This is a genomic window from Humibacter sp., from assembly GCF_035547335.1.
Lineage (GTDB): Bacteria > Actinomycetota > Actinomycetes > Actinomycetales > Microbacteriaceae > Humibacter.
The window spans coordinates 1-12,694 of the sequence record NZ_DASZVF010000036.1; the positions used below are offsets into that span (position 1 = coordinate 1).

Consider the following 12,694-nt stretch of genomic DNA (forward strand, 5'->3'; position numbering starts at 1 on the left):
CGCGCTCAGGTCGTTGTCCACCAGCTCGCCAGCGATGGCGATGCCTCGGCTCTTCTCGAACGCCTCCAGCTCCGCGCGCTGCCGGTCGATGCCCGCCTGCTCATCGCGGGGGTCGCTGCTGATTCGGAGATATCGCCACGCTGTCATGGCGTCAGTGTAACTAGGTGTTCCTTAGGCTGGCCTGCTTCATGTCGGCCGACAGCGACTCGGGCAGGTCGTGCACGTCTCCGATCGCCAGCCCGGGCAGGAGCGCTCCTCCGTCGCCGGGGAGACCCCGTGCCACGGCGGCGAACGCGGACCGGACGGAGTCCGCCGCAGCCAGAAGAGCAGGCGGATCGCGCAGCGCACGGGGACGAGCCGACGCATACACGAGCGCGGCGTTCTCCGACGACGACGGAAGCATACGCAGCGTGCCGGTGACCTGGACCGTCTGGCCGATGCGCACACTCGTTCCCTCAGGGGCGAACACGAGCACGGGCATCCGAGCGGGAAGGGACGTCTCACCGGCCGTGAGGACATCGACGGTAGCCGAGAAGCGGACTCCCCCGGCCCCCGAGCCCGCAGTCAGCGAGCCTGCCGAGCTTCCGGAGGCCTGCGCGAGAGATCCGACCTCGAGCCGCATGCTCACCGTGTGGTGCGCGAGGCGGGATGCGGCATCCGGATGCCTGGCGGGCATGGCCGCAGCCGCCGCCGTCGCGACCAGGGCGGCTCCCGCGGCCGCAACGCAGACCGCCGCCGCTATCGCCGTGGCCGTGGCCTTGACGCCACGCGTCCCGCCTCGGTCGGCCGCGAGGCGCAGCACGACCGCGGCGCCGGCCGAGGCCACGGCAAGCACCCACAGCGTGCAGGCGAACCATTCACCGTCGGGCAAGGCGATCGCCACCGCTCCGCCTATCCACGCTGCGACGGCAGGCAGGGCGAGCCGGAGATCGAGCATCAGACGGTCACCAGGTCTTTCAGCCCATCGAACGTCTTCTGGCCGATGCCGCTCACGTTCATCAGGTCGTCGATCGACGTGAAGCGGCCGTTCTCGGCGCGCCAGGCGAGGATCTTCGCCGCCATGGCGGGACCGACCCGAGGAAGCGTGTCGAGCTCCGCCTCGGTCGCCGTGTTCAGATTCACCTTCGCGCCGGGCAGCGCGCCCGCCGGCTGCCCTCCGGACCCAGGTGCTTCAGGCTGTTGCACGGGATCGCCCACATGCGGAACGACGAGCTGCTCGCCGTCGCTCAGCAGCCGGGCCAGGTTCACGCCCGACTGCTCGGCGTCGTCCGTCATCCCGCCGGCCGCACCCACCGCGTCGACGACGCGGGAACCTGCCGCAAGCGTGTAGAGGCCAGGTCGCTGGACGGCTCCGAGCACGTGGACGTAGAGCACAGCCGGCTGGGTGGCCTCCGGTGTGCTGCGCGACGAGTCCGCCGTGGTGACGCTGACGGACGGAACGTGGCCGGAATCGCCTCGCGGTGCGAGCATGCCGACCAGAACGGCGGTCGCGAACGCTGCGATCAGCAGGACGGCCGCGGCGCCTACACCCAGCCGCACCTTGAGCGAACGCGGCACGGCGCGCGAACGTGGAGACAGCTGTTCCAGGGGGTCGTCGGCATCCACTTCCGCGACGATAGAAGGCGCACGACAGGCGTGATCGTCGAACGGGTCCAGCAGGGGACGACGACCTCACGCTGCCCGCTGTGGACGACGACCCGGCCAGCGGCGCCGGCCCGTCGTCTCGCGGCTACTTCTTGGTGGCGATGTTCACGACGCGTGGCGGGCGCGCGATGACGGCGGCCACCTCACGGTCGCCCAGAGCCCTCTGCACCGCCGCCGACGCCCTCGCGAGCTCCTCGAGCTCCTCGGCTCCGATCCGCGGCGACACCTCGATGCGATCACGCACCTTGCCGTCGACCTGCACGATCGCGGTCACCGACTCCTCGACGAGCAGGCTGGGGTCGGCCTTGCGCCACGGCTGCGCCGCAACCGTCGGCTCGTAGCCGAGCGCCGCCCACATGTCCTCCGCGGTGTACGGAGCGAAGAGGTTCAGCATCAGGGCGATCGCCTCTGCTGCCTCTCGGACCGCGGCATCCTTCGGGCCCGGGCCCGAGTCGATCGCCTTGCGCGTGGCATTGACGAGCTCCATGAGCCGTGCGACGACGACGTTGAACTTGTACGACTCGATCAGCGCTGGAGCGTCGGCCAGCAGCCGGTGCGTGACCCGGCGCAGCGCGACATCGCCCGTCCGCCAGTCGATCTCCGGGGCGCTGTCGACGTCCTGTGCCACGCGCCAGGCGCGGGCGAGGAACTTCGCGCTGCCTGCTGCGGAGACGTCTGCCCAGTCGATGTCGTCCTCAGGAGGGCCGGCGAACACGAGCGTGACCCTGAGCGCATCAGAGCCGTGCTGACGCAGCTCGTCGGCGAACTCGACGAGGTTGCCCTTCGACTTGCTCATGGCCGACCCGTTCAGGATGACCTGCCCTTGGTTCAGCAGCGATGTGAACGGCTCGGTGAACGAGACGTAGCCCAGGTCGAAGAGCACCTTCGTGATGAACCGGGCGTAGAGCAGGTGCAGGATGGCGTGCTCGACGCCGCCCACATACTGGTCGACGGGCGCCCACTTCTCCACCTCGGCCGGGTCGAACGCCTGAGTGTCGTCGTTCGGCGAGAGGTAGCGCAGGTAGTACCACGAGCTGTCCACGAACGTGTCCATGGTGTCGCTGTCGCGCGTGGCTGTTCCGCCGCACCGCGGGCACTCGACTGTCGACCACTCGGTCGCGGCGCCCAGCGGGCTCGAGCCCTTCGGCTTCAGGTCCAGCCCGTCGGCATCCGGCAGCAGCACGGGCAGCTGGTCCTCGGGCACCGGGACTTCACCGCAGTCGGGGCAGTGGATGATCGGAATCGGCGTGCCCCAGTACCGCTGGCGCGAGATGAGCCAGTCACGCAGCCGGAAGTTGCGCGACGCGTGACCGATCGACGCGGATGCCAGCGCCTCCGTGATGCGGTGGATGGCGTTGTTCTTGCTCAGTCCGTTGAACGGCCCTGAGTTGATCAGTCGCCCGTCGCCGGTCAGCGCGACACGCGTGGACGCGGGATCCAGCGGGGGCAGGTCCTCAGGCAGCAGCGCCTCGCCGGTCTGCGGATCCCTTGGGATGACGGGGATCGCGCCGGTGACGGGCGCGTTCGTGTCGACGACGACGCGCACCGGCAGGTCGAACGTCCGCGCGAAGTCCAGGTCCCTCTGGTCGTGAGCGGGAACGGCCATGATCGCGCCGTGGCCGTACTCGGCCAGCACGTAGTCGGCGGCCCAGATGGGCAGGCGCTCACCGCTCAACGGGTTGATCGCGTACCGCTCCAGGAAGACACCGGTCTTCTCACGGTCAGTGCTCAGCCGGTCGATGTCGGTGGTCGCCTGCGTCTGCCTCAGGTACGCGTCGAACCGCTCGCGAACCTCGGGCGAGGCATCCTCGACCAGTTCGGCCGCCAGGTCGGAATCCGGCGCGACCACCATGAATGTCACGCCGTACAGCGTGTCCGGCCTCGTCGTGTACACCGAGATCGGCTCTTCGCGGCCCTCGATCTTGAAACTGACATCCGCGCCGATCGAACGGCCGATCCAGTTGCGCTGCATGGTCAGCACCCGAGCGGGCCACGCGCCCTCGAGCTGGTTCAGGTCGTCGAGCAGCCGGTCGGCGTAGTCCGTGACGCGGAAATACCACTGCGTCAGCTTCTTCTTCTCCACCAGGAAGCCGCAGCGCTCGCAGTGGCCGTCGATCACCTGCTCGTTGGCCAGCACGGTCTGGTCGTTGGGGCACCAGTTGACGGTGCCCGCCTTGCGGTAGGCCAGACCCTTCTCATACAGCTTCAGGAACAGCCACTGGTTCCACTTGTAGTACTCGGGGTCGCTCGTGTGCAGCTCTCGGCTCCAGTCGAACGACGGTGCGTAGATGCGGAAGCTGCGCTTCTGCTGCGCGATGTTGTCGTACGTCCAGCCGCGCGGATCGATGCCGCGCTTGATGGCCGCGTTCTCCGCGGGCAGACCGAAGGAATCCCATCCGATCGGGTGCAGCACGTTGAAACCCTGCTGGCGCCAGTAGCGCGCCACGACATCGCCGAACCCGAATGCCTCGGCGTGGCCCATGTGCAGGTCACCGGACGGGTACGGGAACATGTCCAGGATGTACTTGCGCGGGCGGTTGTCGCCCGGCACGTCGGCACGGAACGGTTGAAGCTCTTCCCACACCGGCAGCCACTTGGCCTGAATGGCGGCGAAGTCGTAGCGGGCGTCGGGCGCCTCTCGCTCGTCGTGTTGTGACACGTCGCTCTCAATCTCTGTGCGGGGATGGGTGTGCGGACAACCCCGTCCGCACGGAAAATGGGGGCGTTCAAAGATTACCCGCTCGTGTCGGCGCGATTGCCGCGCGATCACGGGGGACGCAGCGATGCGGGAGCGCCTGCTCTCGGAACCGCCTCGATGACTCGGAACGCTACTAGTGACAACGTCTCGGCACCCTGGTTCGTTCCGAGCACCGGGGTCGGGCTCAGATTCCGAGGGCGGCCAGCGGAGCCGCGGCCTTCAGCTCGGTTTCCGCCAGCTCGTTCTGCGCGACGGACAGGGCAGTGATCCCGCCACCCGTGCCGACGGATGCCATGCCGTCGCGCATCACGATCGTGCGGATGACCATGGCCAGCTCGGCCGAGCCGTCGAGTCCCAGGCGGCCGAGGCATCCGCTGTACACGCCTCGCGGGCCGCGCTCCAGGTCGTGCAGGATGCCCATGGCGCTCAGCTTCGGCGCGCCGGTCATCGAGCCTGCTGGGAAGCACGCGTCGACCACGTCGAGCACGTCGACCCCGTCGGCGAGCTCCGCGCGCACCGTGCTCACCAGCTGGTGCACGTGCCTGTGTGTCTCCACCTCGAGGAGCTCGGGAACCGACACCCCGCCGACCGTGGCCACTCGAGCGAGGTCATTGCGCATCAGGTCGACGATCATCAGGTTCTCGGCACGTTCCTTCTCGTCTGCTGCGAGCTCTCGCGAGAGCTCGCGATCCTCGGCGGCATCCCTTCCGCGCCGTCTCGTCCCTTTGACCGGCCGGGTCACGGCCACCCGTCCCGCTACCTGCAGGAACAGCTCGGGCGAGGCGCTCAGCACGGCGACGTCGTCGACGCGTACGAACGCTCCGTGCGTCGCCTGGGAGATGCGTCGCAACCGCCGGTAGACGTCGAACGGCGGCGCCTCCGTCGCCACCTGGACGCTGTTCGTCAGACACAACTGGTACGCGTCACCTGCTCTGATCGAGTCCTGGCACGCCTCGATCATCCGGAGGTAGGCGTCGCCGGAGTGCCGCCAATTCGGTCTCGACGAGGGCGCAGGAACGTCGGGGAGCTTCTGGTCGCATCCACTCGCTCGGCCCGCCCAGGGTGGTCGTCCTCGCGCCATGCTCCGCAAGCGTTCGCTCGTCACGGCCGCCCACGCACGGCCGTCGGCATCGTCGAAGAACCAGAGGAACAGCCCACCGTCGCGATGGTCGATCTCGATGACCCGGTCGGCGAAGAGCATTGCCGCCTCTGGCACCTCGGATCGGGCGACGGAGATCGCGAGCCGCCTGGCACCGTACTCGTAGCCGAACCAGCCCACCCAGCCGATCGGCGAAGGCGGCGCAGCCGATGCTCCCCCGTCGGCGGAGCGCGACCCCCGGTCGGCGCCGACGGCCTCGTGGGACCATGCGCCCGGCGCAGCACCGCGCGACTGCGAGCGCAGGGCGGCGTCGAGCGTGCCTTCGGCAGGCATCACCACGCCAGGGCGCAGGTCGTACAGCCTCTCCTGATCGACCAGATAGCTCGGCCGCACAGGTGATGCTGCGCCGAGATAGCTCGAACCCGTGTCCGCGTGGATGCCCGGGTCGAGCCAGAACGCACGGGTCTCGTCCGCGTACAGCGCCTCGAACACCCGCTCGGGGTCCAGGCGCAGGGGGAGCCGTTGCCTTCGCACGGACGCTGACGCGTCGTACTCAGGCAACGGCTCCCCCTCGTCGGACTCTCCCGGGCGCGTCACCGCGGAACATCCCGGCTTCGGGCCGTGGCCCCGTGCACACCTCCTACTTGAAGAGGTTCTTCGAGTCCAGCCACTCCTTCGCGATCTGCGACGCCGACTCCTTCGCCGATCCGGAGCTCTTGTCGTTCAGGCTCACGAGATCGTCGGTGGTGAGAGCGCCGGAGACCGTGTTCAGCACGTTCTTCACCTTGTCGGTGACCTTCTTGTCGTTGATGACCGGCACCACGTTCTCGGCGATGATGATGTTCTTCGGGTCCTTGAGCGTGACGAACCCGTTGTTCTTGATCGCCGAACTCGTCGTGTAGATGTCCGCCAGGTTCACGGTGCCGTCCAGCAGCGCCTTCACCGTCAGCGGGCCGCCGCTGTCGCTGATCGGATCGAGCGTCGCGGTCACCCCGTACGCCTGCTGAAGGCCCTTGATGCCGTACGGCCGTTCGGCGAACTCGGGGTTCGCACCGACCTTGAGCGGCTCGGTGACGTTCTTGAGATCCGACAACGAGGTCACGTTGTACTTCTGCGAGAACTCCTTAGTGACGTTGTAGGAGTCCTTGTCCTGCGCCTTCGACTGATCGAGCACCTCGTAGCCCTTCGGCAGCGCATCGCTCAGCGCCGCATAGACGTCGTCGCTCGACTTGGCGTCGCTCTTCGGGTCGTAGTACTGCAGGAGGCTCCCCGAGTACTCAGGGACGAGGTCGATCGAGCCGTCCTGCAGCGCCTTCAGGTACACCTCTCTGGCGCCGATGTTCGGCTTGATGCTGGCGTCGACCCCGTTCTGCTTCAGCGCCTGCGTGTAGATCTGGGCGATGATCTCGGACTCCGGGAAGTTGGCCGAGCCGACGACGATGGCTCCGCCGGGCTTGGCGGACGAAGACGAGGACGAGGAGTCCAGGGGGTTGCCTGACGAGCAGCCGGCAAGAGCGAGGGCACTCACCGCCGCGACGGCTGCGAGGGCGATAGCGCGTGTTCTCAGTGACATGGTGCTTCGCTTTCTTGTGATGGGCTGAGACCTGACTGCACTCAGCCTGCTGTGGTGGATTGCGAGGTCGTGGCGAGCCTCTTGGATGACCGCACGCGCACGTCGGACGCCCGTCCGACGACGACGCCGCGCGGCACGACGAGCCGCTGTACGACGGCGAAGATGCCGTCCGCGATCAGGGCGAGCAGGATGACCAGCACGGATGCGCCCAGCATCTCAGCGTAGTTCTGCACGGCCAGGCCGTCGTAGATGAACCGGCCGAGCCCGCCGAGCGGGAGATACGCCGCCACGGTCCAGGTGGCGATCACCTGGAGACATGCCGACCGCACGCCCCCGATGATGATCGGCAGCGCGAGGGGAAGCTCGACCTTGACGAGCACCTGCCACCCGGTCATGCCGATCGACTTCGCGGCGTCGATGGTCTCGCGGTCGACGGCATCCACACCGGCGTACGCGCCGGCGAGGAGCGGCGGCAGCGCCAGAACGACCATCACGATCAGGGCCGGACCGAATCCCAGTCCGAGCAGAAGGGCGAGCAGCAGGAGCACGCCGAGCGTCGGCAGCGCGCGCAGCACTCCCGAGAGCTGCACAGCGAGTGCCCTGCCCTTGCCGGTGTGGCCGATCGCCAGACCGATGGGCACGGCGATGACCGCGGCGATCACAAGGGTGACGATGGTGTACAGCAAGTGCTCGCCGACACGGGCCGGGATGCCGCCTGGACCGGCCCAATTGGCGGGATCCAGCAGCCAGACGAACGCGAGATTCCAGGAGGTCATGCTGCACCCGCCAGCTGTGTCCTCTCGGCGGCCCGACCCCGCTGACGGCCGACGGCGCGGCTCGTCCAGGGCAGAAGCAGCCGGCCGACCGCGGCGAGCACGAGGTCGAACACGACCGCGATCACGACGGTGCCGATGATTCCGACCAGGATCTCCAGCGGGAAGTCACGCTGGAAGCCGTCGATGAAGAAGTATCCGAGGCTCGTCACGCCGATCACCGAGCCGACGCTCAGCAGACTGATGGTGCTGACCGACACCACCCTGATGCCCGACAGCAGAACAGGCCCGGCCAGCGGCAGTTCGACGTACCAGAACCGGCGCCACGTCGAGAATCCGACGGCGGTTGCAGAGAGCAGAATGTCGACATCCACGGAGGCGAACGCGTCCGAGGCCGTGCGCACCATGATCGCGAGCGCGTAGAGGCTCAGTGCGACCTCGATGTTGACGGGGTCGAGGATGCGCGTGCCCAGAAGGCTCGGCAGCGCGATGAAGAGCGGCAGTGACGGGATGGCGTAGAGCAGCCCCACGATGGCGAGCACCGTGCCGCGGCTCGCGTGGTAGCGATTCGCGAGCCAGCCGACGGGGATGGCGAGCACGAATCCGACGACGATAGGCACCGCGGACAGGGCCGCGTGAACCAGGGTCAGCTCCCAGATCTGACCCGCGTTCTCGACCAGCCAGTTCACGGCTGCCGATCACCCTGCGCCGAAGCACCCGAAGCGGTGGCGGCCGCTCCGGCCTCGTCGGAAGAACCGAGTGCGGTCGTCGTCGCCCGGCCTTCGCTGTCGTTTTTCTCCCCGGATCCGCGCGAGTCGTCTCGAGTCCGCCCGTCGACGAGCACGCCGGCGGCACGGCCGTCGCCGTCGACGACGAGCTCCCGTCCCGCCTCCGAGCGGAGGTGCAGCGCGCGCTTGCCGCGATCCGCTCCCACGAAGCGCGCGACGAAGTCGTCGGCAGGCTCGGCGAGGATCTCGTCCGGCGTGCCGATCTGGGCGACGATGCCGCCCTTCTTGAAGATGACGACCTGGTCGCCGAGCAGGAACGCCTCGTCGATGTCGTGCGTGACGAACACGACGGTCTTGTCCAGTTCGCGCTGCAGGCGCACGAGCTCCTGTTGCAGCTCGGCGCGCACTAGCGGGTCGACGGCGCCGAACGGCTCGTCCATGAGGAGAATGTTCGGATCGACCGCCAGTCCTCTGGCCACCCCGACCCGCTGCTGCTGGCCGCCGGAGAGCTGGCTGGGGTACCGGTCGGCCAGCGAACGATCGAGACCCACGGTGTCCATCAGCTCGAGCGCCCTCGCTCGCGCGTCGGTGCGGGACACGCCTCGCAGCCGTGGCACCGTCGCGATGTTGTCGGCCACCTTGCGGTGCGGGAGCAGACCGGAGTTCTGCATCACGTATCCGATGCTTCTGCGCAGACCGACGGGTTCGAGGGTGGACACGTCGGCGCCGTCGATCTCGATGGTTCCGCTCGTCGCGTCGACCATGCGGTTGATCATCTTGAGGATGGTGGTCTTGCCACTCCCGGACGACCCCACGAGCACCGTGGTCTTGCGCGACGGGATGACCAGGCTGAAGTCCCTGACGGCAACGGTGCCATCGGGGAACTGCTTCGTCACCGATCGGAACTCGATCATCGTCTGGCTGGCTCATTCCTGGGTGGCGACCGCCACGGCCGCATCGAGTTGCTGTGCCCCAGCGAATCACGGAACCGCTGCTGCTGGGCGGGGCGAACCCCGGAAACAACTATGTCGTAAGGCACCGACATTCAGGGCGTTGTTCAGGAAATACGCTGTAACCGGCGTTCCCGTTCGGTAGGACCGTTCAAGTGCGACACAGTCCGCGCCGCGCTCAGCTGGTCGCTATGGTCAGGATCGGGGACGCCGGCTCCGGTCAGTCGTAGTACTTCTCGAGGTAGGCGATGGCCACGACGGCCGCCTCGGCGAGGATGCGCGCGTCGCCGTCCGGCGCCCGCAGGTAGGCGCGCTCGATGAGCGACTGCGCCATCTGACTGGCGATGTCCAGCCGGAACACGAGCTCGTCGTCGTAGCTGAAGCCGTAGCTGGCGACCAGGATCTCGGCGAGGCGTTCGGCGAACTCGTGCACGTGGTCGACGGTGGTCGTGCCGTCGTCGACGCCGCGGACCTCTTCGAACCGCATGATGCGGAATCCGGGCTCCGTGCGGAACATCGCGGCGAACTGCTCAGCGAGCGTCGCGATCGCCTCCTGCCACGTCGCCGGTTGCCTGCGCTCCAGCTCCTCGGATGCCGCGAGCCGGTACCGGAGCACGGCGCGGTCATGCAATGCGGACAGCAGCGCGATGCGGTCGGGGAAGTAGCGGTAGACGGTTCCGATGGATGCTCCGCTCAGCTCCGCCACCTGCGCCGTGGTGAGCCGGTCGAAGCCCACCTCGTCGACGACGGCGGCAGCTGCGTCGAGAAGCGCATCGATCCGCGCGAGACTCCGTTCCTGCGCCGGTTCGACGCGAAGCGCCCCGGCACTGACCGTCTCCTGCGTTCCGACGAGGATCTCCTCGATCATCTACTGCCAACTCCTTTCACCGCGCGCGACACTGCGCACGTTCACCGCCATTGCGTCCGTTGCGACGGTACCCGACTGTTCTTCATGTTCCTAGGGTTTGCCCGAACCGTCACCCGGGGCAACGGGCGTGGAAGACTGTACCGATGGCCGAACGTCCCCGCTCCGTGACGCGCATCCACCGCGCAGCACGCATCGAGGACGCCTTCCACGCGTTTCGCGCCCGGCGCGCGTTGAAACGCGGATATCTGCCGACCGTGCTGTCGTACACCGGGTACGGGACGACCGAATGGATCCGCGTGCTCGGCAGAGTCGTGCTCGCCAGGGATCCACGGCCGGGATCCCGCGCCGAGCGCAAGAACCGCCGGCGTGAGGAGAGCGTGCGCGGGTGGCGCAGCTTCATGAGCGTTCCCTACAGCGAGGCCGAGGTGGTCGTCGAGGTCGACGGAACGCGTCATGCCGTCAGACCGGACCGCGGCGGTGTGATCGACGAGGTCATCCCCGTCCGGCTGGAGCCGGGCATCCACACGGTCACGCTGCGGGCGAACCGCAGCGGTCACGTTTCACAGGCGCCCGTGCAGGTGGTCGGGGATGACACACCGTTCGGCGTCATCTCCGATGTGGACGACACGGTCATGGTCACGGCGCTCCCCCGGCCCTTGCTGGCCGCCTGGAACACGTTCGTGCTCGATGAGCACGCCAGGGTGCCCACGCCGGGCATGGCCGTGCTGCTCGAACGGCTGGCCGCCTCTCATCCCAACGCTCCGGTGCTGTATCTCTCCACCGGCGCTTGGAACGTCGCGCCCACCGTCACCCGGTTCCTCTCCCGCAACCTCTTCCCGCCGGGTGCGCTGCTCCTCACCGACTGGGGGCCGACGCACGACCGCTGGTTCCGCAGCGGCAGAGAGCACAAGGAACAGAGCCTGCGGCGTCTCGCCCGCGAGTTCCCGGGCGTGAAGTGGCTCCTCGTCGGCGACGACGGCCAGCACGACGAGGAGATCTACGCGCAGTTCGCGAAAGAGCATCCGCAGAACGTGTCCGCCGTGGCGATCAGGCAGCTCTCCAGCACGGAGTCGGTGCTGGCCGGTGGCCGCTCGACGGCGGAGAAGCATGCCCAGACCAGCGGCGTCCCCTGGGTCTACGGCGGGGACGGCGCCGACCTGCTGGCGCAGCTCAAGGAGCTCGGCATCCAGGCCTGAGGCCGGTGTCGGCGGCCGCTGAGAGGATGACCGCATGACCGGCACACCGTCCACGGCCTGGCTACGCGCTCAACGGCTGCGCTCGCAGCTCCTCGACGGCACCGAGGCCTCCCCTCTCGAGGTGGTACGCACTCTGGGCGCCGTGCAGGCGCAGAACGCCCTCGCTGGCAGGTGGGCGATCGGCCTCCGTGCGGCCGGCGCGACGGATGGCGACATCGAGCGCCTGTACGCCGACGGCGCCATCGTGCGGTCGTGGACGATGCGCGGCACGTTGCACATCGTCGCCGCAGAGGACCTCGGCTGGATGCTGTCGCTCACTGCCGCTCGGCAGAGGGCGGGCGCCGCACGCGAGGCCGTCGTGAGGGGCATCACCGAGGCGGATTTCGAGCGGGCGTCGGAGCTCATCGCACAGGAGGTCGACGAAAGCAGTCCGCTGACGCGGGCAGAGGCGCTGGCGGCACTGCAGCGCTCCGGCGTCGACGTGGGCAACGAGCGCGGATACCGCTTCATCAGAGACGCAGCGCTGCGCGGCCTCGTGGCGTGGGGACCGTCGCGCGGCAAGCAGCAGCAGCTCGTCGCGGTGCCTGGCCCCGTCGCAGCGGCGAGCGAGGCGGACCGCGATGAGGCGCTGGCGCGCTTCCTGCTCCGATACGCCACAGGCCACGCACCCGTCACGGTGTCCGATTTCGCGTGGTGGTCGGGTCTCACGCTCACCGATGCGCGCCGTGCCGTTGCCGTGGCCGGCCGTCGCATCGAGTCGCTCGGCGAAGAAGGCTGGCTCGTGCCGGCCGAGGGCGAGTCCCTGGTGCAGGGCTCGCCGTCGGGCGGCACATCCGCCCTCGCGCCCGTGCAGGCGACGCCGGCATGGGACGAGTACGTGCTGGGCTACCGCGAGCGCTCCCCCGTGCTCGATCCGGCCTTCGCGGGCCGCGTCTCGCCGACCGGCAACGGCGTGTTCCTGCCGACCATCGTGTCCTCCGGTCGCGTCGTCGGCACCTGGCGCCACAGCGTGCAGCGCTCACGCCTGATCGTGCAGACGGATCCGTTCACGTCGCTCACGGCCTCGGAACGCCGTGGCTTCGATGCCTCCGTCGATCGGATGGCGCGGTTCCTCGGCGTCTCACGGGCATAGCGGCGACGGCGTTCGTCACTGCAGCCCATGGCA

At 68.5% G+C, this 12,694-nt stretch carries 11 protein-coding genes; 2 read left to right on the top strand and 9 right to left on the bottom strand.

Going from position 1 to position 12,694, the window contains the following annotated elements:
• Nucleotides 1-160: 160 nt before the first annotated feature.
• The 9 genes from VHB92_RS07845 to VHB92_RS07885 form a co-directional block, all read right to left on the bottom strand.
• Nucleotides 161-937, bottom strand: coding sequence for a hypothetical protein (locus tag VHB92_RS07845; RefSeq protein ID WP_325453049.1), 777 nt, complete (start codon nt 935-937; stop codon nt 161-163).
• Entirely contained in the window at nt 937-1,605 is a 669-nt protein-coding gene (locus VHB92_RS07850) for a helix-hairpin-helix domain-containing protein (RefSeq protein ID WP_325453050.1), read from the bottom strand. The genes VHB92_RS07845 and VHB92_RS07850 overlap by 1 nt, the downstream gene beginning before the upstream one ends.
• Before the next feature lie 124 nt (nt 1,606-1,729).
• Nucleotides 1,730-4,303, bottom strand: coding sequence for a leucine--tRNA ligase (leuS, locus tag VHB92_RS07855; RefSeq protein WP_325453051.1), 2,574 nt, complete (start codon nt 4,301-4,303; stop codon nt 1,730-1,732).
• A 223-nt stretch (nt 4,304-4,526) separates the two neighbouring features.
• Nucleotides 4,527-6,002 carry an aminodeoxychorismate synthase component I gene (gene pabB / locus VHB92_RS07860; RefSeq protein ID WP_325453052.1) on the bottom strand — a complete coding sequence of 492 codons (1,476 nt, stop codon included), beginning with the start codon at nt 6,000-6,002 and terminating at the stop codon, nt 4,527-4,529.
• Between the two features lie 79 nt (nt 6,003-6,081).
• The gene (locus VHB92_RS07865; RefSeq protein WP_325453053.1) at nt 6,082-7,014 is read right to left on the bottom strand and encodes an ABC transporter substrate-binding protein; all 933 of its coding nucleotides are present in this window, start codon (nt 7,012-7,014) and stop codon (nt 6,082-6,084) included.
• A 41-nt stretch (nt 7,015-7,055) separates the two neighbouring features.
• Nucleotides 7,056-7,790 carry an ABC transporter permease gene (locus VHB92_RS07870; protein ID WP_325453054.1) on the bottom strand — a complete coding sequence of 245 codons (735 nt, stop codon included), beginning with the start codon at nt 7,788-7,790 and terminating at the stop codon, nt 7,056-7,058.
• Nucleotides 7,787-8,476 carry an ABC transporter permease gene (locus tag VHB92_RS07875; protein ID WP_325453055.1) on the bottom strand — a complete coding sequence of 230 codons (690 nt, stop codon included), beginning with the start codon at nt 8,474-8,476 and terminating at the stop codon, nt 7,787-7,789. The genes VHB92_RS07870 and VHB92_RS07875 overlap by 4 nt, the downstream gene beginning before the upstream one ends.
• Nucleotides 8,473-9,429 (bottom strand): ABC transporter ATP-binding protein, encoded by a 957-nt coding sequence (locus VHB92_RS07880; RefSeq protein ID WP_325453056.1) that lies wholly within the window; start codon nt 9,427-9,429, stop codon nt 8,473-8,475. The genes VHB92_RS07875 and VHB92_RS07880 overlap by 4 nt, the downstream gene beginning before the upstream one ends.
• Before the next feature lie 256 nt (nt 9,430-9,685).
• Nucleotides 9,686-10,333, bottom strand: a complete 648-nt coding sequence (locus tag VHB92_RS07885; protein WP_325453057.1) for a TetR/AcrR family transcriptional regulator — start codon at nt 10,331-10,333, stop codon at nt 9,686-9,688.
• A 143-nt stretch (nt 10,334-10,476) separates the two neighbouring features.
• On the opposite strand from VHB92_RS07885, the gene VHB92_RS07890 reads away from it, so the two are divergent.
• Entirely contained in the window at nt 10,477-11,529 is a 1,053-nt protein-coding gene (locus tag VHB92_RS07890) for an App1 family protein (RefSeq protein ID WP_325453058.1), read from the top strand.
• Between the two features lie 34 nt (nt 11,530-11,563).
• A complete protein-coding gene (locus VHB92_RS07895) occupies nt 11,564-12,661 on the top strand; it encodes a winged helix DNA-binding domain-containing protein (protein ID WP_325453059.1) in 1,098 nt (365 codons plus the stop codon).
• Nucleotides 12,662-12,694 lie beyond the last annotated feature (33 nt).